The sequence below is a fragment of the Paraburkholderia sp. A3BS-1L genome (assembly GCF_051125215.1).
Taxonomy (GTDB): Bacteria; Pseudomonadota; Gammaproteobacteria; order Burkholderiales; family Burkholderiaceae; genus Paraburkholderia.
This window is the reverse complement of the sequence record NZ_CP120443.1, coordinates 2,050,253-2,074,898: the sequence shown is the minus strand read 5'-3', so window position 1 is coordinate 2,074,898 and position 24,646 is coordinate 2,050,253. Positions and strand designations below refer to the sequence as shown.

Below are 24,646 nucleotides of genomic sequence, written 5' to 3'. Positions count from 1 at the left end.
GCAACCCGCGTCTCGCATGACCCGTATCGTGACGTCGGCGATCACCTTGAGCGTGCTGAGAACACATGCCAGCCCTTGTCTTGGTGCCCGGTCAGATGCGCCAATATTTGCGGGTGGTGTCGATTACCTTCTCCACTGCTGAATCCATCTTCTTCTGCTCGTTTGGTTGCCGTCGAACGCAGAGTTGTTACCTTTGCGGGCGGCATCGATGGCTTCGCGCGGCGTGTTGAAATAGCGATTCTCGCCAGACCGGATGGAGTACTTCACGGTTTCTTCCTGGTCGTAGATCTGGCATTGCCGTATCGAGTCGTTCCGTGTCGTCCATTGCACCCATACATGCGGCTCGATCATCCAGTCGAGACGGGCCGTATCTTCCGCATCGCGCACTAGCCTTCGCTCAGGCGGTCCTCGTTGTGGAGCTCGACCAAAAGGCGCTCGACGCGCTGGCGAAACGGATCGACGGGCTGCGCTGCCTGCGGTGCTGATCCGCTCCATTTCGCGTCATGGTCAGGCTTCTTGAAACTGCCGCGCCATCCATACCGCTCGCCGCAGTCGCATTTCGGCTGACGGTCGCTCAATGTCTTAGGGTCGAGCGAATACCTGCCGCGGTAGGAGCAACGGGCAATTGCGCCTTCGTCATGCTGAAGCGTCGCAGGGATTCCATTCAATGGCTTCACGTCGGGCCGCTCGCTAGGCGCTGCCGCATCTGCGGCGACGGTAGGCGTAGGGGCGGCGAACAGCGCGCGGATGTCGACTGCTGCGCCGTCGTACCCGTTGAGTTCCACCAGGCGTGCTGCCTCCTCAAGCGCTCTGCGGGAGTGCTCGCGGGCGAAGTGCTCCAGCACGAGTTGCGCGGCCGTCTCGTTCTCGCAGCGGCGGATGCGGCGCATTACGTGGGCAGCGTTAGTCGGCGCTACCGCAGCAGGGGCGACGGTACTGTCAGGAGCGGTGGCAAGGATGGCGCGCTCGGCGTGCGCCATGACGACTTGCAGGTACGTGTGCCGATACAGTTCCTCGCCTGCTTTGCGGAGCACCCACTGGTCGGCACTATCCTTGCGGGCCTCATAGCCCTTGAACGACCACCACTCGAACGAGCCGCCCGAGCCATGGCGCGTCCATAGCGCGTTCGGCAGCATGTCTTTCGGCGCAGCAGGGGCGACGGGAGCGGCGAGAAGCACTTCGCCTTCGAGCGGTTCGGGCGGTTCTTCGAAGCCCTGGGCGCAGCCGCACAGAGCGGCCCTAGCAATGCTGCCGTCCTCGATCATGGTGCAGTCGTCATCGCGCTCGCTGAAAAGCCAGTTCTGCGGCTCGCCACTCACGGTGTCGAACTGCTGCTGGTCCTCGTCGATGTTGTAGTGGTAGCCGCGCCCATAGAAGCGCAGCGCGTCGAGTACTGCTTGCGGCACGGTCGGCGCTCCCGCTGCATCGGAATGGGCGAGAGCGGTGCTAGTCGATTCGTACGCCTCGTTGGCGCGCTGGCGCAGTTCGGTGTCGTCGTAGGTTTTTGCGATGCCGTAGAGCGCGGCGCGCGCCGTGGCGAGTGCTTGTTTAGTATCCATCGTTTCCTCGATTCGTTAGGCGGCTACGTGATGGGTCAGGGATCGGTGCGCTGCTGCGTGGATATGTAGCAGCGGCCGACGATTGCGCTCATACTGAAATCGTCGGACAAGTTAATTGGGGTGCGTCATGTGGAGACGTGTAGAGTTGTTCGGAAGCTTCTTTATCGAGGTGACAGGCGCGGAGCTCCCTGATGGCGGAACGTCGGCCCAGTGGAAGGTGATTCCCACTAGTCCGCTCACTGAGGGTGTACTGTCGCCTGCTCAGTGGGGCGCGCCAGAAAGTATTAAATCCACTGAACTCTCGGAGAGGGAGGTCGCCGACCTCTGCTTCGATGTAGCCAAGGTATTTATTCACTTGGAAGAAGTGCGCGCTCGGTCCGCAAGCAACGACTCGCGGTAACTTGCCGCCGCCTTCGATCTGAGTGGATGGCGCGTTGCGCATGCTCATCTCACGATTGAAGGGTTGAGGGTTCAAGCTGCTTCCGGACTGCTGCGGCGCGTGACTGCGAGCAGCCCAGAAACTTGCGGATTTCGATCACGGTCGGGCGCAACTGGCCGGCTGCTACTGCGGTCATGACTCGCGTCACGTCGTCGGTCTGCTCGACTACGGGCAAGCGGAGCATCGGCGCGGGCTCGGCGGCGGTATCCGCAACTGGCGGTGTGACCGTTACGACCGGCGCGACGGCGTTACTTTCGGGCGTGACTGGCGTTACTACTTCGGCGTGACTGCCCTGTGTGGCGGGGGTTACCGGGATTTCAGTCACGGCAGCGGGGCGCAGCGCGAGCAGCCAGGCGAAGCAGGCGACAGCCTCAAGCACTCCTGCGAAGGCGAGCCCGGCGAAGAGGTCGGCACGGGCGGCGGGCAGTCCGAAGGCGGTCAGCGCGCCCGTTACCGGATCAGCCAGCGCGGCGGCGCGCGCGGCGCTGGCGCGGTCCTGCGCGGCCTCGACGCGGAGCGCGTCAGCTTTCTCGGCGTCGAGCGCTTCGAGCTTGGCGGCGAGGGCGATGCGCTCGACGCGCAGGACCGGGCACGGCTCGACGCAGCGACGCGCATTGGTGCGGGCCAGTCGCGTTAGTGCGTCCGCACGGTCACGTGCGATCTCGGCCAGACCGCGTCCCTTTGCCGTGACTGCCGGCACCGCGGCGGCGCGCAGTTCACCCGCATGCTTCTGCGCCATCAGAAAGAAGACGGCATGGCCGTAGCACGTCGCGGCGATGCAGCCTATCCAGAGCAGGGCGCCGGCGGCGCGCACACGCAAACCGTGCGGGCGGACCAGCGCGGGCAGCAGATGCGCCGCGACGACCAGCACGACGCCGACGGCGATCCACAGCACGCGCTCGGCGAGGAGCCCGCCACGCTGCCAGCCAGCCATGATCGAGAGGCACGCAGCAGTCACAGTAGCCGCGACTGCGAGCGATGCGGCAAGCGCTCTCACTGGCATGGCGACGCCTGATTCCGTTGGCTCGAATTCACTTGCAGAAGAACGCCGTCGGGCGCAGGATGAATTCTGTAAACGGGCTTTCGGGTGCTCGACGGACTTTCCGCGCACAAAGGGGCTGATCCATGGAAACGCGTACCGAGATTTTTGAAGGTTGGCTTATGACGGCTACGACCGAGGCTCGAATTGACGGAATGGGTCGGCGGAAGTACTACATCGTTTTGCCCTATGGGTACACCGATCAACCCTCTCTCACTCCTCGACGACCGCACATGCACGGCCATGCCGGTGGCGCTTTTAATGACGTGGAGGAGGCGTTCGAAGCAGCCTTCAGCGACTGCAGACATTGCATCGCAGATGAAATGATGAGGCGGCAGCAGCTTACGCGACATTGATAAAGCTGCAGTCATCGGCCGATTCGAAAAGGAAGGCAGCTCAGACGTGAACTGGCAACAAGCGGGGTTACAGGCTGCAGTCACGGTCGCCGCGACTGCCGGTAAGGTCCTCTTTGGCATGCCTGGACCTCGGCTTTCACGCTTCACACATATGTCTTGTGCATGCGCAGCATTCGGCGCACTATCAGGCCGGGAATCGTACTTTCGATCTCGCGATCGTCTTCCCAATTCTCCCTGGGAGGATCTATGGAAACGCGACTTGAAACTTTCAACGGCTGGCAAATGAGAGTGGCAGTCGAAAGCAGGCCTTGTCCTACTGGCGGGTTGGAGTACTACATTATTGAGCCGATCACATATAGAGAATTTTTGAGCAACGGCAGTGTTCAAGCAGACCCGCGCGGCACGCATGGACCATTTTGTAGCTCCGACGCCGCATTCGATGCTGCGTTCAAGAGCTGTCGGTTTGCCATTGGCAGCGCGATTAAATTGCGGGGCTTCCGGCATCTTCGCTAGCCAGCCTCCGTTTCCCGCATCCTTGAAAAGGCGGTCATGAATCGAGTAGTCACCTATCGCGGTTTCGAAATCCACATCACGCTTAGCCCCGTAGCAGAAGACATGTATAGCGTTACGTTCCAGATCACTGGACATAACATAGGTCGCTTGAGTGTGGACGGCGCAGTCGTCAACGTCCGCCGCGGTCCCTTCAGCCAAAGATGGGCTTACCTCATTGGCGAGATTGCTGGTCAGGCAGCAATCGATGTGATCCTTGGTCCCGACAACTGAGTCCACGTTCGGTTGCGATCCTGGACGAGGCGACCTGAGAATTTTCACTTGCGTTGTCCTTTAAAAAGGACCGGCCCATACGGGCGCCGGCCAAACACGCCACAGCGAAGGAGCCTCCCTGCGCCGTGGAACCTGTTCTACGCAGCTGCGAGGCCGCCGTATTCGCGATCCGCGAAATCCGGATCGCCGGGATAGCGTTGCGTGCCATCGGCGCGCTGCCAGCAAAACAGCGAGCCCTGGCGGTGCGGAAACCAGTAGCCGGCGCACGTGCACGTCACGCGCGTCGTGTTGCGGCGATTCATCCAGCGGTCTACGCGCCAGTTGCGCTGGCCGCAGACTTCACAAGCAGGCACCCGCAGGTACTCGGACAGCTTTCGCTTCAGGCAGCGGCGCGTGGCGCAGTGGCGGCAGCGGACGTGGCAGCGCATCGGAGTCAGTCCCACGCGCGCGGGTAGGGCGCGACATCAGCGCCCACGCTCTCGGCAATCTCGCGCTGGCGCTTGTCCATCATCCCGATCGCGGCCCACGCAGACCCCGCGATGAAACCGGCTGAGAAGCCAGCAATTGATACAAGCAGGACTACTAAGCAGATGAACATCAGAATCTCCGGTGAGCTTTTACGGGATCAGGTGCAGCGATGCTTGCTGCAGTGGGCCTCAAAAGCCGCTTCGCGCTCGTGCATCTGAGCCTGCAAAGCGAGCAGGGCGATTGCGACGGCACCAGCGATGCAGAGGCGGGCGACGAGCTTGAGCGTTTTCATTACAGCCACCCGTTTGCGCGCGCTGCGACGGCGCCGTACCAGATCGCAGCGATTGCGGCGCCATAAGCCAGAATCCATGCGGCCGCTTCGATGCCACGGCGCGTGCGCGTGTTGACTGGACGGCAGCCATAAGCGAGCAGTTCGTTGTCGCAAGCGGCGCGGTTCATACGGTACCAGTGAAGTCAGCGAATGCCTTCTGGGCCGCGACGAGTCGCTCGAGCGCTGCATCGTATTCAGCATCGCCTCGCGCATAGCGCTTGATGTTCACTGCTTTCCAGCACGAGATCGCGCCGCGCTTGTCGAACCAGCTCTTAATGAGCGCTGCGAGCTCGTCGACTTCGTCCTTTTCGAACGGGCCCAGCGTGTCGGCTACTTCGCCAACCTCGTCGTAAAGCTGCTCCTCGGCGTTTTCGATCACGATCTCCGCGAGCGTGTCGTATCCGATGCTGGGCGCCTCACACTCGCAGACGAACACCGGCGCAGGCGATTCGATGTCATCGCGCGTGAGCGCTTCGAGGATCGCGCCAGTGATCGAGTCTTCATTGCCGCCCCAGCGTTCCGAGTCTTCGCTGCGCGCGTAGCCGTACCGGGCGGCCGGCTGCTGTTGTTGATTGGTAGACATCTCAGCTCTCCAGACCACGCGGCGCGACGAGCTTGCCACTCGCAAAAGCCGCATAGATTCGTGCCCGAGGGCACATAGCGAGATCTCTGAGGGTGAGGACTACTACGGAAGGGCCAACGTGCGCGACAAAGCGGCAGTGTCCATCGAGGGACTTGGCAGCTGCACGACGAAGGGCTTTTCGAGCATTCATCTCTCACTCCAGCGATCAAGCGGGATGTGGTGAGAGGTGGGCTAAGTACAGAGCACTGCGCGGCAATGCTCTCCGCTTAGCCCACTTCTGACGCTGGACGCTCTCGGGGAGCGCTTGAGAGAAGTATAGAAAAACATGACTTCAGAAGTCAAGAAAATCTATACGACGAATTTGTAACAACAGCCAAAGAAAAAGCCCGCTCAAGCGGGCTTTTAGGGAGGGGGCTCAGTCGGCACTGCCGTTAGTCGGGTCGCCACTTCGAAGGCTTGGCGATGCCGCCGACGTAATGCATTTTTTCAATTTCGTCGACGGGGATCGAGATCCGGCCATGCGACGCATTGACGGATGCGAGATGGCACCGCCCATTGGCCTTGTAGAGGAATTCTTTGACCATGACGCGACCATCCGTCGACCTGACCATCACTTCGTCGCCCGGCTGGATCGGCTGGTTCGGCTCGATGATTACAAACTCGCCTGGTCTAATACGTGGGAGCATTGATTCTCCCTCGCACTGAAGGGCGTATGCATCGGGGTCCGCTGTCGGCCAATCCACATACCCGTCCCCATGACCGACGGCATATTCGATGTCTGCCCAGAAGCCGTTATCCCCAAGTTGCGCCATTCCCACCACTGCCAGTCGTCGCCATTTGCCCACCGGCTTAGGCTGGTAGTCATGGCTGTATGCCGAAATCGCTCGCGGATCGCCTTCGGGCGCCGGGCTCTCTTCCTCGGGATGTTGAGGGACGGCTTTCTTTTCGCCAATGCCGGCGAGAATCCAGGCCACGCTGTAGCCGAATTCGTTTTGGATCGCCACAGCGTCTTCGACGCTCGCTACCCCGTTCTGCAGCCATCCTTCAACGCGCTCGGCAGGCAACTTCAGACGTTCCGCGAAGGCCCGGGTATCCAGGCCATTCTCCTGGAGCATCTCCTCTAAGCGTCCGCGAATAGGCCTTCCGAGCATGGGCGCGGCTCTGGACGTCCCCTCGGTCTCGGGGAGCGGAAGGTTTGCCAGAACGGCCATCTCTTGGATCTGAGCATAGCTGGGTTCGTGCCGCCCATTTTCCCAAGCAGACACGTTTCCTTTCGTTACTCCGAGCTTTTCCCCGAGCTGCTCCTGTGTTAGGGCGGCTTTCTTCCGGGCGGCGCGGATCCAGAGTTTCATTTCCATGCGCGGAGGGTATAGGAAATCTAAACGGGCTGTATCTAGATTTTCTTTACTTTTGAGGTCTAGGGAATCTATACTTGGGCCGACCGCAACCATTTAGCGACCCTCCGCATGAGCAAGCATCCCATCGAGACCGCCGCAGCCATTGTAGGCAGCTACCGTGCACTGGCGGAAATCCTCGGCGTCACCAAGGGTGCCGTGCATCAGTGGATGCAAGCTGGGCGCCGAGTGCCGATCGAGCATTGCGCACCGATCGAAGCGGCGACGCGCGGTGTCGTGACGCGCCAGATGCTTCGGCCTGAAGACTGGAAGTCGATCTGGCCTGAGCTGACCGAGCCCAATTCGCCGGACGCATCCGACGACGTTCAGCCGCCGGTCGGCGGCATCAACAAAGGCACGAAGCAAGCGCGCGCGGGCGCAAGCATCAGTGCCTGATTTGCCCTCGGGGTGAGCGTCGGGCCGTCGGCTATCCGGCAGTTCAACGCTCATAGTTTTGACAGCAAGAAAGGAGAGAAACATGTCACGTCGCACGGAGTACCGCAATGAGGTGAAGACGCGGTTGTCGGACCGCGCGTACGAGGGAATGCAGGCATTCAAGGCGTTGCATGGGATCGAAAGCGACTCGGCTGCATTGGCACGCATCACAGACCTTTTGTTGTTTGGCACGGTTGGAAATTTGCCAGTGAACCTGCTTGAGCGCAGTGCCAACACGGCCCAGAACGGGACGATGGTGGCCGCATGACGGATCGCAAGACCAGCCTTTTTGTTGAGCTTCCGGCACCGGAGGCGGCTGATCTGGCGGTGCGTGCAGCAGTCGAGGGTGTTTCGACGCCCGAATTGCTGGGTTATCACGTGCTGAAGGGCGCCTACGGTGCACTTCACCCCCTTGTCGTGGCATTCGAAACGCGGCCCAAAAAGGGACAGGCAGGGAAAGAGTAGGCCGCACGCAGCCGTCGGCCTGCTTTGATCGAAGCTGATCAGTAACAAGAGGTGGTTCCAATGAGCCACTTCCTGTTTCCGATTAGGACTCCTACAGGAGGTCGATCAATTGAAAATCGCTCAGCAGGAAACTGCCGTCGCTGCATTTCACGAGCGCGTTCCCGCAGTTGCGGCGACACAACGCGGCGTGATCTATGACGCGATCCAGCCCGGTCACGACTACTCGATGTGTGAGCTGGTCGAAATGACGGGATTCCAAAAAAGCTCCATTTCCGCCCGTCTGAACAAGATGCGCGCGGACGGCGTCCTCGAGTACGGACCGGAGCGCAAGTGTCGCATCAGCGGCATCACCATCAACCCCGTTCGTCGGAAGACTGCATGAACGACAACCATCACGTCCTGGCGGTCGCACGCGACACGTCAGAAGACCGCTTCGAAATCGAGATCGCAGGCTGGAGCGCGCTCGAATCCGAGCAACTCACTTGCCTCTCGTGCGGTGCGAAGCAGCACCTCGACGGTTCGATTCCTTGCGGTCACTGAGGACAGCATGAGCATCAAGATCCAAACGATGGTTTGGGATCGCTACCCCGGCGAGGATCACGAGCTTCTGCTCGCGCTAAAGCTTGCTGACTTCTGCGACGACAACGGCGAGCACATTTTCCCGAGCATCGAAACGATGGCGGAAAAGACGCGTCGCTCGCCGCGTGCCGTGCAGTACCAGATCCAGAACATGGTGAAGCGCGGGTGGTTGATCCTGGTTGCAAATGCCGGCGGCGGCCGTGGCCGTGCCTGTGAATATCGAATCAGCCCGGAATGGATAAACGGTGCAGAGATTGCACCCATTTCCGTTTCCCCAAAGGGTGCAAAGAATGCACCCATTAAAAAGGGTGCAACGGGCAGCAAAAAGGGTGCAACGAACGGCGTAAAGGGTGCAATGGGTGACGCGAAAGGGTGCAATGGGTTGCACCCGATTCACCATGAACCATCAGAACCATCAGAGAACCATCAACCCGCGCGGCGTGCGCCGCGAGTTGCGTTGCATGCCGAACTTCTGAACATCGAGCTTCCCCCGTCGATTCCGTTCGAGGTTTGGGACATGTGGTGCGAGCACCGCGAGGCGAAGCACAAGGACGCTCCGTGGACGCGCCCTGCGGCCAGGGTGTCGATCAAGAAGCTCGAACTGCTGCTCGCTAGCGGCCAGAGCCCAGAGGCAACCGTCGAAGAGGCCGTGCTGCGTGGCTGGACTGGCCTGTTTCCCGTCAAGGCGGAGTCGATGGCGGCGGGCGCGACGCAAGGGGCTGCCATTGCGGCCGACTGGTGGAAGACCGAGAGCGGCATCGTTGCGCGCGCTCAGCAGCTCGGCATCGAGCGCAAGCCGAATCAGGTCCTCGAGCAGTTCAAGGCGAAGGTGTTCAAGGCCGCGGGCCCGGGGGAGTGGATGGAGGACATGCTCCGCACCGTTGGCCGCGAGAGTGAGGAGCGCTACGAGGCCCTGTACGCCTACTTCAACGACATCCCGCGCGACAAGAACGGCAACGCGGAGGCCGCATGAGCGCTTGCCGCGACTGCGTCCATGCGACGACGAAGCCCGGCCACGAAAAGATGTATCGGCTTGGCTATCGGAACTGCGCGCTGAAACCCGAATACGTATTCGCCCCCGGTCATCAGGCATGCACCCTCAACCCAATCAAATGGACGCCGAAGCAATGAGCATCGATAACGCAACGCCGGAAGAGTGGAACGAGGCGGCGCGTGCGGCAGCGAAAAGGGCGGTGCAGGCGCTCGGCCGGCTGAAGGCTGGCGCCATGAACCAGACCGAGCAGCGCTACGCCAAGCACCTCGAGCAACGCAAGCAGGCGGGCGAGATCGCCTGGTACGGCTTCGAGGCGTGGAAGTTCCGGCTGGCCGACAGCACGTTCTACACACCCGACTTCGCCGTGATGCTCGCCGACGGGCGCCTCGAATGCCACGAGGTCAAGGGCCACTGGCAGGACGACGCCCGCGTAAAGATCAAGGTCGCGGCCTATCAACACCCGGTTCGATTCATCGCCGTGACGGCGAAAACCAAGAAGGCCGGCGGCGGCTGGCAGGTGGAGGAATTCTGATGGCATCGCATTGGACGGAAGCCGAAATGGCAATCGTGCGGGAGATCTGGGCATCGCCTGATGCCCTAGCGAAGCAGCTGCATCGGCTCCCCGGCAGAACGACCCTCTCGGTCTACAAGATGGCGGATCGCCTGAAGCTGGTGAAGCAGGTGCGCCCAGACACGTCATGCCGGGGAATGATCATCGCATTGATGTCCGACGGGAAGCGCCGCTCCGTCGCAGAGATCGCAGCAGCAACCGGATTTTCGATCAAGACCGCTCGCGCTCAGTCGTCGATCCTGCATGAAGAGCGCGCCATGCACATCCCGGAATACCGCGAGCCCTACAGCGAGCGCGTCTACGTCTGGGGTGAGGGCGAAGACGTGCCAAAGCCGCTGCCGATGGCCCCGACGCTCGCACGCAAGCTGTTTCCGCGCGCGCCGAAAGCGAAGACCGCCGGCTCGACTTCTCGTATCAAGCGCGAGCGGCCCGAGCAATTGGCGGGCGCATGGTGGCCATCCGCAGACCAGACGGTCGTGAGCGCGATGCACAGCATGGTGAGCGTTGGGAGGGTGGCGGCTTGAAGCGTTCGGGATTCGGCCCGCGCAAGAAGCCGATGTCGCGCGGCTCCTGGAAAACCTCACCGACGGCGTCCACGCTGAAGCAGCGCTCGACGATGAAGCGCCGCGTCAAGAAGCCGACGGCGGCGGAAGGATCGAACTATCTGGCGGCGTGCCGAGGCGAGCCGTGCTACCTGAACGTCAAATGCCCGTGGACAGATTGGGCGGATCCAACGGTAGTCGATTGCCATAGCAACCAGGCGAAACATGGAAAGGCCGGCGCGCGAAAGGCGGATCACGAATTCACGGTGCCGGGCTGCGCAGCTTGTCATTACTGGCTCGATTTTGGGCCGGCGCCGTGGGCGGAGAAATGCGCGGTATTCGATGCCGCACTCGCGCGCTGGCAGCCGCGGCGCGCGCGAAAGATGGGTAATGCGGAGGGTGAATGCAGCCAGTAGAGATCGAAGTGAATCTTCCAATGCCGGCGGCAATGAGCAAGCGCTGGTCGAATGGCCGGTTTATCAGCGGGCGCATCAAGCAGCAAATTCGCATGTTGGTGTTCGGGTTCCGTCGCTGCCGCGCCAAGGATCCGCTTGGCAACGAGTACATCGTTCACGTGCTCGCGCGAGTGCCGAGCGGCTATCGGAGTTTCGTGAAGCGCTCGCAATGGGTGTCGGCTGATCTGGCATGGCTGGATGCGCTGGTTGCGCTCAATGATGCAGCATTCCGGCCGTTCCTCGCGAGCGGCGACAACGAATGGCGTGCCGAGGTGCCCGCATGAAGCCCATCCGCCTGCAGGTCAAGATGCCGACGATCGGCGTCTTCAGCATCAAGGGACGATCAGCCGTCGGCGAGGTCGAGCAGCTCGTTGAGACGATGGTCGATGGTCTGCGTCGCTCGGAGTTCAAGGGCGTGATTGCGCAAGACCGCGTGTTGGTGCGCGCGTTCGTGCCAGAGCTGTTTCGGCGCCACATGCGCGAAACGGGGCGACTCATCGATGGTGAGCGCGCCTGGTGCGTCGCAATGCTCGAAGACAACAGAAAGTCGCTGGCGCCGTTCCTCGCTAGCGGTGATCGTGAATGGAAGATGGGGGTGGTATGAGCGCACACGCATATATCCGGTACGCAGACATTCCAGATGTGCTGATCGAATCAAGCCGCCAACGCATTGAGGGCGAAACCGGCGCGAAACTGATTTCGCTTGCCGGCTGCCCGCTGACTGGCCAGATCGAAGTGACGAGCGGAGGCCGCGTGCAGGTCGAGTTCTCATGGCCGCGCTTGGCGGAACTGCGGCATGCGCTCGACGATTGGTTCACCGAGCACGGTATCCACTTCACGGTGGTGATGTGATGCAGGCCCACGTGAAGGGCGGAGCGCTCGCGAAACTCGCCGGCCGGTGGGCGAACGAACCAGCATTCCTCGAATGGCTCAGCGCGATCGGCCAGCCCGCGCGCTCGCCGGCTGACGCGGCTGCATTCATGCGGCGCGCCGCGGGTGTCGAGAGCCGCGCGCTGCTCGATCACGATCCCGTGGCCAAGGCGCGATTCAAAAGCCGCGTGATCGCGCCTTACGCGAAATATCGGGCGTCGGCGGGGTGCGTATGAGGAGAGGCGATTTCCGCGATCCGGCGATCGTGCTCGAAGAGCGCCAGGAGCGCACCTGCCTCGGCTGCGCGCAACTCGAGCGCAACCGGTTCGCTGGCGCAACGAAGTTCGTGTGTTTGAGGGGCGTCCAGAAAGCCGCACTGGATGTCTATGAGATGCGGCGGTGCAGAAAATATGTTGACAGGATGAAAATGACGCCAGAACAGAGCCAACAAATCGAAGAGATCCTGCTGACCTGGTATCGCTGGCAGATTCGCCAGTCGCACGCTGAGACGCTAGCGCATTACTACCGCCCAGAGGACCGTACGTGCCGCGGCTATGTCACGCCGGCGAGCGCGGAAGAGGAAGACGAAGACGCATATCAATGGGCGGACGATAAGCAGTCCGAGCAGGTCCAGCTCTGTGTGGACCGCCTTGCGCCTGACCAGCGCGCGGCAATTTCGGTGAGCATGCGCAACAAGGAATGCGGCCGCTCCGTTTGGGCGAGCGGGCGCGCGGGCGACCAGCATGCAACGTATCAGGCTGCGAAGGAATGCCTGCTTCCTCTTCTCGTCGCCCGCCATCTGATCAGGATCATGTCGCCGGCTTGAGGGGGCGAGTTTGAGCTATCAACTTTTTAAGGTCGGAAAGGTCTGGCATTACCGATTCCGGATCAATGGCGCCCGGGTGCAGCGAAGCACCCGGGAAACCGTCAAACACAAGGCTGATGCGGTCGCGGGAAAGGCATACAACCGCGCGAAGCTTTGGGCTCGGGGTGACGAGCCAACTCCCACTCTCCGCGAACTCGTCGTCCAATGGCTCGATGTGCACACGCCGACGGTCAGCGTTTCGCACGCGAAGGTCGTCGAGACATTCGGGCGTCTGCACCTCTTTGAGTTGGCCGACGTCGAGATCTGCGATCTGACCACCGAGCTGGTCGAGGAAGCGCGTCTCGAATATCTGAAGGCGCATGCGCCGGCCAGCGCGAATCAGTGGCTCAACGTGCTCAAGCTGCTGTGCCGGTGGGCGATCCGTCGCAAGATGATTCCCGCGCTGCCATGGTCGGTGAAACTGCTCAAGGTCCAGAAGCGCCCGCGCCCGATGCTGCCCGTGCCGTTGCTGACCAAGTGGCTCGCAGCTATCGACGAGCTCGACGGAGCGCGAGGCCCTGTCGCCATCGCGGTGCGCCTGATGATTGGCATCGGCCTTCGTGAAGTCGAGACGATCACTGCCCAATGGGGATGGGTGGACTGGGAGCGCCGCACATACACACCTGGCATCACCAAGGGGCGTGAGGCTGATGCGATCCCGTTGCCGGCGTGGCTATGTGACTATCTCGCGCCACTGCGCAAGCCGTCTGGCCTGATTGTCCACCGACAGGATGGCGCGGCATGCCATTCGGGATTCACGCGCAGGGCGATGCTGGCTGCCAACTCCGCATGTGGCATAGGGCATGTCACCGCCCATCGACTACGGGGCACGTTTGCCACGCTGCTGGCCGAGGAGGGCGCGCCGATCCATATGGTCAAGCAGGCCCTGCGTCATAAGAGCATCAACACGACGATGGCTTATCTCGAAACGAACATGGATCTCGTCGCTCGTGCGCAGCATCGAATCGCGCAGAATGCAGGCCTGATGGCAACTGAAAAACCCGAAGCTTTGGGCGAAAAAGGGGCGAACGACGCGCCCGAAACCCGCGTGGAATATGACGTGCAGGATTAAAAAGGCTCATCGTGAGCGGCCCTCGCGCGCGGGCGCGTTCAAATAGTTCTTGCAACCCCGCTTTTTTTGACGGAAGATTCTCCCCGGATCAGTGCGTCCAAACGAAGCCCGCGAGTCGAGAGACCGCGGGCTTTTTGCATTTCTGCGTCCTGAGCGAAGCGGCAGACTGCCGGTGAGACTGGCCAAGCGCGCCCACGCGGCGAACGGGTTGGCCGCTTCGCTCAGCGCGCAAGCATCGGGCATTGAAAACGGGATGCGCTCCATGAACCTAAACTGTCTGGCTGGCCGGTATCTGAATGATTGCGCCCGCGCCGCGTGGCTTTGGTCGCGCTGGCTCGACGATTGGGCGCTTTGGATGATGAAGCTTTAACCATCGGCACGTCGCCGTTACGTTGTCTCCTCCTTGCGATTGAAAATCGCGAGTTAGCCCGTTTCTCCAGCGGGCTTTTTTATTCCGGTGCACGAATGGCTCGACCGACAAAGAAGATCGACGCGGCGGCGCTCATCGGTGAAACCGCGCTTGTGCGCGCGGCGATCTGGCAGAACGGCCGCGCTGTCGTCGCAGCCATCGTCACGGAAGCGACGAACGATGCAGCGCTATTGCCCGACAAGGCGATCGCGCTAGTCTCGCTGACTGCTTTTCCTGCCGGCGCGCCTTCGCGCTTGATGCTCGATGTGCCGTTGTATAGCGGTCCGCAGGATGGCGCGACGCTTCCGGCCGCATGGCTCAAAGGTTGAGGTTCGAGTGTTCCAGATCAGCGTCGCCGATGACATCAAGAAATTGAGGAAGTCGTTAATTGATCTGGAGAAGCAGCAACTGCCATTCGCTACAGCGAAGGCGCTGACTGCCGTTGCGAAGAATGCGCAGGCAGCTGAGAAAGAGGTGATGCCGGAAGTGTTCGACCGGCCAACGCCATTCACCGTCAATTCGGTTGCTGTGAAGGGCGCCCGCAAGAGCGACCTAGAAGCGCGCGTGTTCATCAAGGACATCGCCGCGGCTTACCTCGAGCCGTTTGAGTTCGGTGGCAATCACAAGCTGCTCGGATCGGGTCGGACTTGGCTCAACCCGAAAGACAAGACGCTGCTCAACCAGTATGGAAACTTCAGCAAGACTGCACTCAAACGGCTGCAGGCCCGACCAGACATCTTCATCGGCAACGTTAAGACATCGTCCGGCGAGACGATCGGCGGCGTTTGGCGTCGCCCTCCATCCGCTCGCGTGACGAAGGTGCGAGGCAAGCGTGGCTCGGTCGTGCAAGGCAGTCCGCGAGGGCATCTCAAACTCCTCGTCCGGTTCGGCGATGCCCGTCCGGTGCGGCAACACATGGAATTCGGTGAGCGCGCTTTCGAGGTTGTAGATGCAACGTTCGAGCGTGAGTTCGAAACGGCGATGCGAGAGGCGATCGCAACCGCGAAACTCTGATGACGTTGTGAATTGGCAACGAAATGATACAAATGTTGCGAAAAAGCAACGAGAAGGGGCTGGAGAGGGGCCCGACGGGTCCTTCCGGCGCCCTTCCGGATGCGCGGGCACTGCGCACCGCGTTTTTCGACCAGCGCTGAACTTTCAAAATTGGGTAACAGGTAACAGATCGCACGATGAATCAGAGCGAGTTCGCAGCACTCCATGGCGTCAGTCGAAAGACGGTCACGAAGTGGAAGGAGCGCGGCTGGCTTGTGTTTGCGGGCGATGAGGTCGACGTCGAGGCTTCGAACAAATTGCTGAAGCGCTATCGCCGCGACGGCGTGCCCGCTGTTACCGGGCCAGCAGCGAAAACGCCAAAAGGTAACAAGCGGCAGCCTGTTACCCAGGCAGCGAAAGGGGTAACGCTCGAAGCTGGTGAAAGCGCCGGCGACGTGGCTAAGCAGATCCTTTCCGGCAATGTCGAATTGATGGATTTCGACGAGGCTCGCTGCTTCAAAGAGAACTATCTCGGACTGATGGCTCAGCTCGAGTACGAACGCAAGTCCGGGTCGCTCGTCGAGCTGGACACCGCAACAGCAATCCTCTTCGAGGAGTTCCGGGCGCAGCGCGATGCGTGGCTTAACTGGCCGACCAGAGTTGGACCGATCTTGGCGGCCGATCTAGGCGTCGAGGCCGACCGAGTTGTCGAGGCTCTAACCGCGCATGTCCACAAGCAAATCGCCCAGCTCGGCGAACCCGAAGCCAACTTTTCCGAAAGAGAAGGCTGACAGGCTCCGTGCGTCTGTTCGGCGCGCGTGGACGCCCCCGCCGCGGATAAGCGTGCCGGCATGGGCCGACGAGTTCCGCAAGCTGGCGAAGGAGGCCGGGAGCACCTCCGGCAACTGGGAAACATCGACGGTCGAAGTCGCGCGCGGGCCGATGCTCGCAGTGACAGAGCCCGGTGTGCACATCATTACCACGATGGTGAGCACGCAACTGCTGAAGACTGCGTTGCTCGAAAACGTCTTTGGGTACTTCGCGCACCTCGATCCGTGCCCGATTCTGCTGCTTCAGCCGAAAGAGGACGCTGCCGAGCAGTTCAGCAAGGAACGTATCAGCCCGCTGATCCGCGTGACGCCCGCGCTGCGTGAACTGGTGGGCACGAGCAAGACACGCAATGCCGATGAGACGCTGCTGTTCAAGGCGTTTCCCGGCGGCTTTCTCGCGCTCGCGGGCGCCGGTAGCCCTGACAATCTTGCTCGTCGCCCGGTGCGCGTCATCCTCGCGGATGAGGTGGACAAGTATCCGGTGACGCGCGAGGGCGAGCCGATCGCGCTGGCTGAAGAGCGGACGGCAACGTTCGGCGTCAACTGGCTGTCGATCCGCGCGTGCTCGCCGACGGTCGAGGATGAGAGCCGGATCGAGGCAAGCTATAAGGAATCGGATCAACGCCGCGCGTCGATCGCATGCCCGCATTGCGGGCATCGCATGTTCCCTGACTTCTTCAAGCACGTCGACTGGGACAAGCGTCGCGACGAAAGCGGCAACGTCGTCGAGCATTTCCCGAAGACGGCGCGGATCGCGTGTGAATCGTGCGGCGAGATCTGGTCAGAAGGTGATCGGCTGCGAGCGCTGCAGACAGCGCGATGGCATCAGACGAGGCCTTTCGAGTGCTGCGGATCGCGGCACATTCCGCTCGATGCCTATGAGCGCGCGTGGCGCGGCCCAGAAGACTCGCGCGAGGCGATGACCGACGCCGCAATCGCCGAGGTGTGGGACTGGTGGGAAAGTGACCGCCACGCGGTGTATCGCGCCAAGTGCCCTGAATGCGGCGAATGGAAGGTCGACAACGAGCACGCTGGATTCCAGGCGAGCAAGCTCTATAGCCCGTGGCAGAAGGACAGGCCTTCAGACATTGCAGCGAAGTGGCTGAAGGCGCACGACGACGAAGAGAAGAAACAGACCTGGTGGAACACGCAGGCCGGAATGCCGTATCGGCCGAATTCCGGAAAGGTGTTGAAGCTGGACGCGCTCGTCGCGCGTGGTGAGCGCTGGGCTGCAGAAGTGCCTGACGGCGTCGCGGTGATCACGATCGGCGTCGACACGCAGGACTATCGCTTCGAAGTCGAAGTCGTGGGTTGGGGGCGCAACGAAGAAAGCTGGTCGATTGCCTATGAGGTGATCGAGGGCGACATGGAAACGCCCGATCCTTGGGATCGACTCGATGCGCTGCTGAATCGAATCTGGCATCGCGCGGACGGCCGACCGTTCGAAGCGATGGCAGTGTGTATCGACTCCGGCGGCCACCACACGCAGAAGGTCTACGACTTTTCGAAGGCGCGTCTCGGCCGAAAGGTCTGGGCTATCAAGGGTGAGTCGGCGGTCAGCGGTAAGCGCAATCCGATCTGGCCTGTGAAGAGGCCGACGCGAAAGACGAAAGCGTCTTTCCGGCCGGTGATCATCGGCGTCAACGCGGCGAAGGACACCATCCGGAACCGGCTGCACGTCGAAGAGCCTGGTGCGGGCTTCATGCACTTCCCGAGCGATCGCGATATTGGCTATTTCGAGCAGCTCACATCGGAGCGTTCCGTCGTAAAGGTATCTGGTGGCCAGAAGTATCGAGTCTGGGAATTGCCGGCGGGGCGCGCGAACGAAGCGCTCGACTGCCGCGTGTACGCGTACGCGGCGCTTTGCGGTTTGACGCATCTGGGCCTGAAGCTAAACCGGCGCGCGGATCTCGTTGCGCAACCGCTCGACTATGACGCGGCGCAGCAGGGATGGGTGCCGCAACCCGCGGCGCAGCCAGTGGCTCAGCCTTTGCCGATACCGGAACCGGTTGGCGCTAAACCAGCCCGAAAGAAACTGACAGGGCGACTCGCTTAGGAACGAAATGGCTATCACGGACGGAATGAGCACTGCGGACATGCAGGCGAGGTTGACCGCTTTGCAGGCGGCCTATTTCGACCTGTCGTCGGGCGCGAAGATCGTGACGGCCACCTATAACCAGGGCGACGGCACGAAGTCGGTCACGTATCAGCAGAGCGACATTGCACAGATTCAACGCAGCATCCTGATGCTTCAAAAGGCTCTCGGGATCATTTGCCATTATCCACGCGCTCGCAGGATTTATTTCTGATGTCACTCATCGTCGATTCGACTGGCAAGCCGTTTGCGGACATGCCAGCCGGCGGACGTGCGCGCGCGGATTCTGGATCGGGCACTCCGCTGACCATTCCAGGCAGCGTGACGCAACCATATGGGAGCGCTTTCCCCTATGAGGCGTCGCGTGTTGATACGCCGGAGATGGGCAATTGGTATCCGTGGATCCGCTCGCCGGACTCGGAAATCAATTATTGGCGCGACCGCATGGTCGCTCGTTCGCGCGATCTTGCGCGGAATGATGGTTGGTCGAGCGGCGGCGTCACGCGGATTCTGGACAACACCGTCGGCGCACACCTGCGCTTGTCGGCAAGCCCGGACTGGCGTGTGCTGCGCCGATTCGCGAGGGGTTTCGACGCGAGTTGGGCTGATGATTTTCGTCAGGCTGTCGAAGCTTTGTGGCGCCTGTATTCTGAAGACCTAGGGCGCTACAACGACGTATCGAGGCAACTTACCGTTTCGCAGCAACTGCGGCTCGCGTTGCGTCACAAGCTGGTGGACGGCGAGGCGCTTCTCGTTTCCTACTGGAAGCCGGAGCGCATTGGAAGGGGTGGTGCTCAGTACGCAACGTCGTTCCTGGTTGTCGACCCCGACCGTCTGTCGAATCCGTATCAGATGGTCGATACGAAATATCTGCGAGGCGGCGTCGAGATCGATGACGACGGGGTGCCGCTCGCATACCACATCCGCAAGGCGCATCAGAACGATACCTATAACGCGCCCGAGTCGATGGTATGGGAGCGCGTCGAGCGCGAGGATGAGGACGGTTGGCGTCGAGTAATCCACGACTTCGAGCGCGATCGAGCGGGCCAGAACCGCGGCATCGGCGTGTTCACGCCCGTGCTCGCGCACGCGAAGATGCTTGCACGGTATTACGGCGTCGAACTGCAGGCAGCGACAGTCGCGACGATTTTCGGCACGTACGTCACGAGCCCGTATGATCCCGCGATGATCGAAGCCGCGATGGATTCTGACGGCGGCGAACAGGAGATGGGCTACTACCAGGAGCTGCGCGCTGACTGGGCGAAAGAGCGGCCCGCAATGCTCAATGGTGTTCGCGTTCCGACGCTGGCGCCCGGCGAAGAAATCAAGCAGGTTGCCGCGGCTCATCCGCACAGTGGCTTCGGTGAGTTTGCGCACGAGATGCTCCGCTCGATCGCGGCGGCGCTCGGCGTATCTGCTGAACAGATCACCCAGGACTGGAGCAAGACCAACTATTCGAGCGCGCGCGCTGCGCTGCTCGAAAGCTGGAAGACGCTCAGCCGGCGCAATGCTGAATTCAAGGTCGGTGTAGCGACGCCGCTATTCGCGACCTGGCTGCAGGAAGCGATGGAGCGCGGCGATCTCGACGATGTATTGCCGACGGGCGCGCCTGACTTTATCGAAGCCGCCACTGCGTATTCGCGTTGTGACTGGCTCGGCGTCGCGCGCGGATGGGTCGATCCTGTGAAGGAAAAGCAGGGCGCGGTGCTCGGCATGGATGCCGGTCTGTCGACGCTAAAGCGGGAGTGCGCGGAGCAAGGCCTTGATTGGGAAGAAGTTCTGGCTCAGCGGGCAATCGAACTTAAGGCGTTCGAACGGCTCGGCATGAAGCCGCCCAGCTGGTCGGGCGTGGAGAGTGCGACTGAGGCGGCTACGCCGGAAGAGGAACCCCAACCCCAATGAACAATTTGCCTTTTCTCGCGCAGCGGCTATTCAATACGCCGCTCGCCATCACGCCCGCGAAGGCCGAAATTGTGATGGCGGCGCTCGCCGACCGGTTCGGCATCACGAAACTTTTCCGTGCAAACGGGCAGACGCTGGCAATCAGCGAGTTCGGCCTCGATGAAGGTGATGACGAGCCCGACTATCGCTATTACGACGTCGTGCATGGTGTTGCGATCATCCCGATCTACGGCACGCTGGTTCAGAAGTCGGGGTATATGCGACCGACGTGCGGGATGACGGGCTACGACGGGATTCGCGCGAATCTCAGCATGGCGCTCGAGGATCCGGCCGTGCGCGCAGTCATGCTCGACATCGACAGCGGAGGCGGTGAGGTCGCGGGATGCTTTGACATGGTCGATGCGATCTACAGTGCGCGCGGCAAGAAGCCGATCTGGGCGGTGCTCTCGGAGAGCGCCTACTCGGCTGCATACGCGATCGCGAGCGCGGCCGACAAGATCACGGTGCCGCGCACGGGCGGAACAGGATCGGTCGGGGTTATCTGTGCTCACGTCGATTTCTCCAAGGCTCTGGCCAAGGAAGGCATCGCAGTCACGATAATTCACTATGGTGCGCGTAAGGCCGACGGCAACGAGTTCAATCCGCTCTCCGACGAAGCGCTATCGCGCTATCAGGCAGACGTCAATGCGATGGGCGAGCTCTTCGTGAAGACGGTTGCGCGCAATCGAAAACTGCCTGTTGCCACTGTGCGTGGCACGCAGGCGACTACCTTTCTTGGTGCCGATGGCGTCGAGATAGGCTTTGCCGACGCTGTCATGGCGCCCGACGAAGCATTTCGCTCCCTGCTCGCCGAGCTGGGCTGACATTCCCCAACCCCAAGAGGTTTTTCACATGAGCATTCGCACCCTCGCGGCGCGCGGGCTTTCGTTCGCCCATCTCGCCGGCATCACATCCCGCAGCGCGCGAGCCGAAGACGACGATCGTCGCGACGACAATGAGCGCGCGGAAGATGACGAGATGGACGAGCAGGACCGCGACGACCGCGACAGCGGAGATTCGAAGGGAAAGAAAGGTCGGCGCGCCGAAGAGCGCGATGACGGCAAACCCGATGCCGAGGACGATAAAGACGGCGAAGTCGAAAAAGACTCGGGCAAAGGCAAGAAGAGTCAGCGCGCCGAAGACGACGACAAGGATCCGGACGCTGAAGAAGACGACGACAGCGATCCCGATGCAGAAGACGACGAAGGTGAGATGCGAGGCAAGAGCGCTGCAGCTCGCGCGCGTCGTCGCGAGCAAGCGCGTTGCGCCGCGATCATGGGTTCGAAGGCTGCCGCCCGCAACCCGGTACTCGCTGCGAACCTCGCGTTCAAGACCCGCATGACGCGCGACGAAGCGATTGCCACGCTGGAGGGCACGCCCGCTCCGGCGTCGGCGGCCCATTCGAACCGCGCAGCGCGGAACCCGAACCTTGGCGCCGATGGCGGCACCAAGCCGTCTCGTCAGCAGGCTTTGGCGGCACGCTGGGACGAGAACCTCAAGGCTGCAAACCCGTCCCGCCGTTAATCAACCATCTGCCCCAAAGGAACTGAACCATGGGTAACCCGACTTACGCGCCGTTTCAGGAAAACTGGCACAACGGTGGCTTTCTCGTCTCGTGGGCGAACGGCCACCAATCGATGGAACAAGGCACGCTGACCGGCGGCGTCAAGGTCTTGGCTGGCACGGTGCTTGGCACTGTTCTGTCGGCACTGACCGCGGTTGCCGCAGCGCTCGGCACGAACGCCGGCAATGGCACGTTCGGCGCAATCACGCCGCAGGCTGCGCCCGCGACGATGATCGGCACGTACAACGTGGCGCTCACGAGCTCTTCGGCCTTCGCAGTCACTGCACCGGATGGTCAGACGGCTACAGGCGCCGTCGGCAGCGCATTCAGTGGTCTCGGGATCGGATTCACGATCACGGCCGGCGGCACGCCGTTCGCGGCAGGCGACTCGTTCACGCTCACGACCACCGCGACGCCTGGCAATCCGACGATCGCATCGGCGGCCGGCACGAATACCGGCAACGGCACTATCGGCTCGCTGAGTGTCCAGGGCTACGCGGCGAAGGCCGGCGTCTACTCGGTCGAATTCGACGATGCAACGCACTTCGTCGTGTCCGATCCGACGGGCGCCGAAGTCGGTCACGGGACGACGGGCGTTGCCTTCAAGGCAGGTGGTCTCTCGTTCACGATCACCGCCGGTGGCACCGCCTTCGTGCCTGGCGACAGCTTCACGATCACGGTCGCGGCTGGTTCGAGCAAATACAAGCCGTTCGATCCTGCCAACGTCGACGGCTCGCAGGTGCCGAGCGGCATCCTGTTCGCGACGAAGGACGTCACGAGCGCGGACAAGCCGTGCGCGGTGGTGGTGCGCCTCGCAGAAGTCAATGCTTCGGAACTGGTGTGGCCGACGGGCATGAGCGCCGCCGCAATCACCGCCGCGCTCGCACAGCTGAAGGCGCTGACGATAATCCCGCGTTGATAGATACCTGACCGGACGCCGACTTCGGGCGACTTTTCGTGAATGCATTGAGGCCGCCACCAAGGCGGCTTTTCTTTTCTAAGGAATAAGCCATGGCTGGCGAAATTATCGACATTTTTAACGGCGACGCATTCAGCGCGCTGACCCTCACGCAGGGTGTGCAACGCAACCCCTACCAGCCGAGCGCGCTGGGTCAACTGAACATTTTCGATCCGAATCCGATTCGCACGACGGCTGTGTCGGTCGAAGAGCGCACGGGTACGCTGAAGCTGATCGGCTTCAGTGAGCGTGGCACGGAAGGCACGCAACGCACGACCGAAAAGCGCAAGATGCGCTACTTCGACGTTCCGCGTCTGATGCACGACGACACGATCTTCACGCACGAAATCCAGAACATCCGTGAGTTTCCAGAAGGGCCGACGGGTCAGATCGTGACCGTGCCGATGCAGCTCGAGCGCGAAGTCGCGCGTCGCCTCGCGGGCCCAACCGGTCTGCTGGCGAGCGTCGAATACACGAAGGAGTATCTGCGTCTGGCCGCCGTTCAGGGCATGGTTCTCGATCCGAAGGACGGCAGTGTCCTCTACAACTGGTTCGACGAGTTCCAGATCACGCAGGCAACGGAAGTCGGCTTCAATCTGCCAGCCGCAGCCGCGAACACCCTTCGCCCGATCATCAACGGTATCAAGCGGTACATGGCGCGCAAGGCACAGGGTGCGTTCACGAACAAGACGAAGATCATGGCGCTCTGCGGCGACGAGTTCTACGACCAGTTCGGGAACCACCCGGACGTGATCCGCACGTTCCTGAACTGGGAAGGTGCTGTGGACATCCGAAACGACGCGTTCGGCGACGCCTTCAACTTCTTCGAGTTCGCCGGGATCACGTGGGTGAACTACCGCGGCTCGGATGACAACACGACCGTCAAGATTCCGGACGATAAGGTCAAGTTCTTCCCGACGGATGCCCCTGGCATCTTCCAGGAAGTCATGGCGCCGGGCGAATCGGCTGAGTTCGTCAATCAGCCGGGGGCGCCCGTCTATGTGCTGCCGATCCCCGACCGCGATCGCCGCATGTGGTGGAAGATGGAAGCGTACGCATACCCGCTGTACATGTGCACGCGTCCGGAAGTCCTCGTCGGCGGCCGCTCGGAGGCGTAATGCCCATCGACTGGAATGCTGCGGTCATCGGCCCGCTGCAGGGCGTCTTCGGCGAGCCGGTGTCATACACGTCGATCCTCGGCGCGTCATTCCAGATCACAGGCGTCTACGACAAGGCTTTCTTTGCCGTCAACGTCGAGACCGGATCGCTGGTCTCGACATCTCAGCCGACGCTCGGCGTGCAGCTTTCGCAATTCCCGTCTAACTATCTACCCCAGCAAGGCGATCAGGCTCTGATCATCGGAACGGGTGAGCAGTGGGAAGTGCGCGAGGTGCATTCGGACGGCAAGGGCGGCGCCCGCCTGATGCTCAACATACTGGGGCAAACCGATGTCTGATCAGACTGCGCGCGCTCAATTTCGCGCGGCGCTGCTGTCCGTGCTTGGCATGGTGAGCGCACATCTGTATTCGCCCGGTGACTGGAACGTGACGGCGTCGAAGCTGCCGGCAATCAAGGTCCGGTATGGCGGCGAAGAGAAGAAGTCGCTCGGCAATGCTGGCCAGACGGCATTCAATACGACGAGCGTCTTCGAGGTCCGCGTCGAGGTATCGGCTATCTCGGGTCCGGCAGCGCTTCTCGCGCTCGAAGGGCTCCAGGCCGACATCGAGGCGGCGATCTTCAAGAGCGTGACGCTACGCAACCTCGCGCAGGACTTCCCGTTCATCCGCACGCAGACGGATGTGAGCGCTGACGGTGAGACGCACATCGGCGGGATGCTTATTTCGCTCGGCGTGCAGATGTACGAGACGTTCTATCCGGATGTCACGGCGCAACTCGCCGAGATCGATTTGACTGCCGACCTGGTGAACGTCTATGACCCGACGGGCACGTATCCGAATCCGCCTTTCCCTGACGCAGTAACGCCGGCACCGCGAACGCAGGGGCCCGATGGCCGGGCTGAAGGCTTCGTCAAGGCCACATTCACTTAAAGGAGTGA

At 61.6% G+C, this 24,646-nt stretch carries 36 protein-coding genes; 29 read left to right on the top strand and 7 right to left on the bottom strand.

The window, feature by feature from the left end; genetic code table 11:
• Positions 1 to 123 precede the first annotated feature (123 nt).
• From P5W99_RS24655 to P5W99_RS24645, 3 genes are all read right to left on the bottom strand, one after another.
• Entirely contained in the window at positions 124 to 387 is a 264-nt protein-coding gene (locus tag P5W99_RS24655) for a hypothetical protein (protein WP_434663541.1), read from the bottom strand.
• Complete coding sequence (locus P5W99_RS24650) at positions 387 to 1,559, bottom strand: hypothetical protein (RefSeq protein ID WP_434663539.1); 1,173 nt, start codon at positions 1,557 to 1,559, stop codon at positions 387 to 389. Before P5W99_RS24650 ends, P5W99_RS24655 begins: the two co-directional genes overlap by 1 nt.
• Positions 1,560 to 2,008: 449 nt before the next feature.
• A complete protein-coding gene (locus P5W99_RS24645; RefSeq protein ID WP_434663537.1) occupies positions 2,009 to 2,932 on the bottom strand; it encodes a hypothetical protein in 924 nt (307 codons plus the stop codon).
• A 1,010-nt stretch (positions 2,933 to 3,942) separates the two neighbouring features.
• Here P5W99_RS24645 and P5W99_RS24640 point away from each other — a divergent pair.
• The gene (locus P5W99_RS24640) at positions 3,943 to 4,176 is read left to right on the top strand and encodes a hypothetical protein (RefSeq protein ID WP_434663534.1); all 234 of its coding nucleotides are present in this window, start codon (positions 3,943 to 3,945) and stop codon (positions 4,174 to 4,176) included.
• 137 nt (positions 4,177 to 4,313) lie between these two features.
• Here P5W99_RS24640 and P5W99_RS24635 read toward each other — a convergent pair whose 3' ends face one another.
• Positions 4,314 to 4,604, bottom strand: coding sequence for a hypothetical protein (locus tag P5W99_RS24635; RefSeq protein ID WP_434663533.1), 291 nt, complete (start codon positions 4,602 to 4,604; stop codon positions 4,314 to 4,316).
• A 5-nt stretch (positions 4,605 to 4,609) separates the two neighbouring features.
• Positions 4,610 to 4,774 carry a hypothetical protein gene (locus tag P5W99_RS24630; RefSeq protein WP_434663531.1) on the bottom strand — a complete coding sequence of 55 codons (165 nt, stop codon included), beginning with the start codon at positions 4,772 to 4,774 and terminating at the stop codon, positions 4,610 to 4,612.
• Positions 4,775 to 4,813: 39 nt separating this feature from the next.
• Here P5W99_RS24630 and P5W99_RS24625 point away from each other — a divergent pair, with 39 nt between their 5' ends.
• Positions 4,814 to 5,002 carry a hypothetical protein gene (locus P5W99_RS24625; protein WP_434663530.1) on the top strand — a complete coding sequence of 63 codons (189 nt, stop codon included), beginning with the start codon at positions 4,814 to 4,816 and terminating at the stop codon, positions 5,000 to 5,002.
• Positions 5,003 to 5,099: 97 nt separating this feature from the next.
• Here P5W99_RS24625 and P5W99_RS24620 read toward each other — a convergent pair whose 3' ends face one another.
• Entirely contained in the window at positions 5,100 to 5,558 is a 459-nt protein-coding gene (locus P5W99_RS24620; protein WP_434663528.1) for a hypothetical protein, read from the bottom strand.
• Between the two features lie 431 nt (positions 5,559 to 5,989).
• The gene (locus P5W99_RS24615; protein WP_434663526.1) at positions 5,990 to 6,910 is read right to left on the bottom strand and encodes a helix-turn-helix domain-containing protein; all 921 of its coding nucleotides are present in this window, start codon (positions 6,908 to 6,910) and stop codon (positions 5,990 to 5,992) included.
• Positions 6,911 to 7,024: 114 nt separating this feature from the next.
• Here P5W99_RS24615 and P5W99_RS24610 point away from each other — a divergent pair, with 114 nt between their 5' ends.
• The 27 genes from P5W99_RS24610 to P5W99_RS24480 all read left to right on the top strand — a co-directional run bounded on the left by P5W99_RS24610 (position 7,025) and on the right by P5W99_RS24480 (position 24,638).
• Complete coding sequence (locus tag P5W99_RS24610; protein WP_434663523.1) at positions 7,025 to 7,348, top strand: transcriptional regulator; 324 nt, start codon at positions 7,025 to 7,027, stop codon at positions 7,346 to 7,348.
• An 82-nt stretch (positions 7,349 to 7,430) separates the two neighbouring features.
• Positions 7,431 to 7,655 (top strand): hypothetical protein, encoded by a 225-nt coding sequence (locus P5W99_RS24605; RefSeq protein WP_434663520.1) that lies wholly within the window; start codon positions 7,431 to 7,433, stop codon positions 7,653 to 7,655.
• On the top strand, positions 7,652 to 7,852 hold the full coding sequence (locus tag P5W99_RS24600) for a hypothetical protein (protein WP_434663518.1): 201 nt from the start codon (positions 7,652 to 7,654) through the stop codon (positions 7,850 to 7,852). Before P5W99_RS24605 ends, P5W99_RS24600 begins: the two co-directional genes overlap by 4 nt.
• 109 nt (positions 7,853 to 7,961) lie before the next feature.
• Positions 7,962 to 8,234 (top strand): hypothetical protein, encoded by a 273-nt coding sequence (locus tag P5W99_RS24595; protein WP_434663517.1) that lies wholly within the window; start codon positions 7,962 to 7,964, stop codon positions 8,232 to 8,234.
• Complete coding sequence (locus P5W99_RS24590) at positions 8,231 to 8,392, top strand: hypothetical protein (RefSeq protein ID WP_434663516.1); 162 nt, start codon at positions 8,231 to 8,233, stop codon at positions 8,390 to 8,392. The genes P5W99_RS24595 and P5W99_RS24590 overlap by 4 nt, the downstream gene beginning before the upstream one ends.
• The gene (locus P5W99_RS24585) at positions 8,349 to 9,404 is read left to right on the top strand and encodes a helix-turn-helix domain-containing protein (RefSeq protein WP_434663513.1); all 1,056 of its coding nucleotides are present in this window, start codon (positions 8,349 to 8,351) and stop codon (positions 9,402 to 9,404) included. The genes P5W99_RS24590 and P5W99_RS24585 overlap by 44 nt, the downstream gene beginning before the upstream one ends.
• A 139-nt stretch (positions 9,405 to 9,543) precedes the next feature.
• Positions 9,544 to 9,957, top strand: a complete 414-nt coding sequence (locus P5W99_RS24580) for a DUF1064 domain-containing protein (RefSeq protein ID WP_434663510.1) — start codon at positions 9,544 to 9,546, stop codon at positions 9,955 to 9,957.
• Positions 9,958 to 9,983: 26 nt separating this feature from the next.
• Entirely contained in the window at positions 9,984 to 10,520 is a 537-nt protein-coding gene (locus P5W99_RS24575; protein ID WP_434663507.1) for a hypothetical protein, read from the top strand.
• Complete coding sequence (locus tag P5W99_RS24570; RefSeq protein ID WP_434664482.1) at positions 10,517 to 10,954, top strand: hypothetical protein; 438 nt, start codon at positions 10,517 to 10,519, stop codon at positions 10,952 to 10,954. Before P5W99_RS24575 ends, P5W99_RS24570 begins: the two co-directional genes overlap by 4 nt.
• Entirely contained in the window at positions 10,942 to 11,277 is a 336-nt protein-coding gene (locus P5W99_RS24565) for a hypothetical protein (RefSeq protein ID WP_434663505.1), read from the top strand. Before P5W99_RS24570 ends, P5W99_RS24565 begins: the two co-directional genes overlap by 13 nt.
• Positions 11,274 to 11,597: a hypothetical protein gene (locus P5W99_RS24560; protein ID WP_434663504.1), complete on the top strand. Its 324-nt coding sequence runs from the start codon at positions 11,274 to 11,276 to the stop codon at positions 11,595 to 11,597. Before P5W99_RS24565 ends, P5W99_RS24560 begins: the two co-directional genes overlap by 4 nt.
• On the top strand, positions 11,594 to 11,845 hold the full coding sequence (locus tag P5W99_RS24555) for a phage portal protein (RefSeq protein WP_434663501.1): 252 nt from the start codon (positions 11,594 to 11,596) through the stop codon (positions 11,843 to 11,845). The genes P5W99_RS24560 and P5W99_RS24555 overlap by 4 nt, the downstream gene beginning before the upstream one ends.
• Complete coding sequence (locus P5W99_RS24550; protein ID WP_434663498.1) at positions 11,845 to 12,099, top strand: hypothetical protein; 255 nt, start codon at positions 11,845 to 11,847, stop codon at positions 12,097 to 12,099. Before P5W99_RS24555 ends, P5W99_RS24550 begins: the two co-directional genes overlap by 1 nt.
• 29 nt (positions 12,100 to 12,128) lie before the next feature.
• Entirely contained in the window at positions 12,129 to 12,689 is a 561-nt protein-coding gene (locus P5W99_RS24545) for a hypothetical protein (protein WP_434663496.1), read from the top strand.
• Between the two features lie 10 nt (positions 12,690 to 12,699).
• Complete coding sequence (locus P5W99_RS24540) at positions 12,700 to 13,800, top strand: tyrosine-type recombinase/integrase (protein ID WP_434663493.1); 1,101 nt, start codon at positions 12,700 to 12,702, stop codon at positions 13,798 to 13,800.
• A gap of 351 nt (positions 13,801 to 14,151) precedes the next feature.
• Positions 14,152 to 14,538, top strand: a complete 387-nt coding sequence (locus P5W99_RS24535) for a hypothetical protein (RefSeq protein WP_434663491.1) — start codon at positions 14,152 to 14,154, stop codon at positions 14,536 to 14,538.
• Positions 14,539 to 14,545: 7 nt separating this feature from the next.
• Positions 14,546 to 15,223 (top strand): hypothetical protein, encoded by a 678-nt coding sequence (locus P5W99_RS24530; RefSeq protein ID WP_434663488.1) that lies wholly within the window; start codon positions 14,546 to 14,548, stop codon positions 15,221 to 15,223.
• Positions 15,224 to 15,399: 176 nt separating this feature from the next.
• Positions 15,400 to 15,993, top strand: coding sequence for a hypothetical protein (locus P5W99_RS24525; protein WP_434663487.1), 594 nt, complete (start codon positions 15,400 to 15,402; stop codon positions 15,991 to 15,993).
• On the top strand, positions 15,929 to 18,088 hold the full coding sequence (locus P5W99_RS24520) for a phage terminase large subunit family protein (RefSeq protein WP_434663485.1): 2,160 nt from the start codon (positions 15,929 to 15,931) through the stop codon (positions 18,086 to 18,088). The genes P5W99_RS24525 and P5W99_RS24520 overlap by 65 nt, the downstream gene beginning before the upstream one ends.
• Positions 18,089 to 18,095: 7 nt before the next feature.
• Positions 18,096 to 18,341, top strand: a complete 246-nt coding sequence (gene gpW / locus P5W99_RS24515) for a gpW family head-tail joining protein (RefSeq protein ID WP_434663484.1) — start codon at positions 18,096 to 18,098, stop codon at positions 18,339 to 18,341.
• On the top strand, positions 18,341 to 20,029 hold the full coding sequence (locus P5W99_RS24510; RefSeq protein WP_434663482.1) for a phage portal protein: 1,689 nt from the start codon (positions 18,341 to 18,343) through the stop codon (positions 20,027 to 20,029). Before gpW ends, P5W99_RS24510 begins: the two co-directional genes overlap by 1 nt.
• A 74-nt stretch (positions 20,030 to 20,103) precedes the next feature.
• Positions 20,104 to 20,892 carry a S49 family peptidase gene (locus tag P5W99_RS24505; protein WP_434663479.1) on the top strand — a complete coding sequence of 263 codons (789 nt, stop codon included), beginning with the start codon at positions 20,104 to 20,106 and terminating at the stop codon, positions 20,890 to 20,892.
• Between the two features lie 28 nt (positions 20,893 to 20,920).
• Positions 20,921 to 21,592, top strand: coding sequence for a hypothetical protein (locus P5W99_RS24500; protein WP_434663477.1), 672 nt, complete (start codon positions 20,921 to 20,923; stop codon positions 21,590 to 21,592).
• A 29-nt stretch (positions 21,593 to 21,621) separates the two neighbouring features.
• Positions 21,622 to 22,551: a head decoration protein gene (locus P5W99_RS24495; RefSeq protein ID WP_434663474.1), complete on the top strand. Its 930-nt coding sequence runs from the start codon at positions 21,622 to 21,624 to the stop codon at positions 22,549 to 22,551.
• 92 nt (positions 22,552 to 22,643) lie between these two features.
• On the top strand, positions 22,644 to 23,708 hold the full coding sequence (locus P5W99_RS24490; RefSeq protein WP_434663471.1) for a major capsid protein: 1,065 nt from the start codon (positions 22,644 to 22,646) through the stop codon (positions 23,706 to 23,708).
• A complete protein-coding gene (locus P5W99_RS24485; RefSeq protein ID WP_434663469.1) occupies positions 23,708 to 24,046 on the top strand; it encodes a head-tail joining protein in 339 nt (112 codons plus the stop codon). The genes P5W99_RS24490 and P5W99_RS24485 overlap by 1 nt, the downstream gene beginning before the upstream one ends.
• On the top strand, positions 24,039 to 24,638 hold the full coding sequence (locus tag P5W99_RS24480) for a hypothetical protein (RefSeq protein ID WP_434663466.1): 600 nt from the start codon (positions 24,039 to 24,041) through the stop codon (positions 24,636 to 24,638). The genes P5W99_RS24485 and P5W99_RS24480 overlap by 8 nt, the downstream gene beginning before the upstream one ends.
• Positions 24,639 to 24,646: the final 8 nt, after the last annotated feature.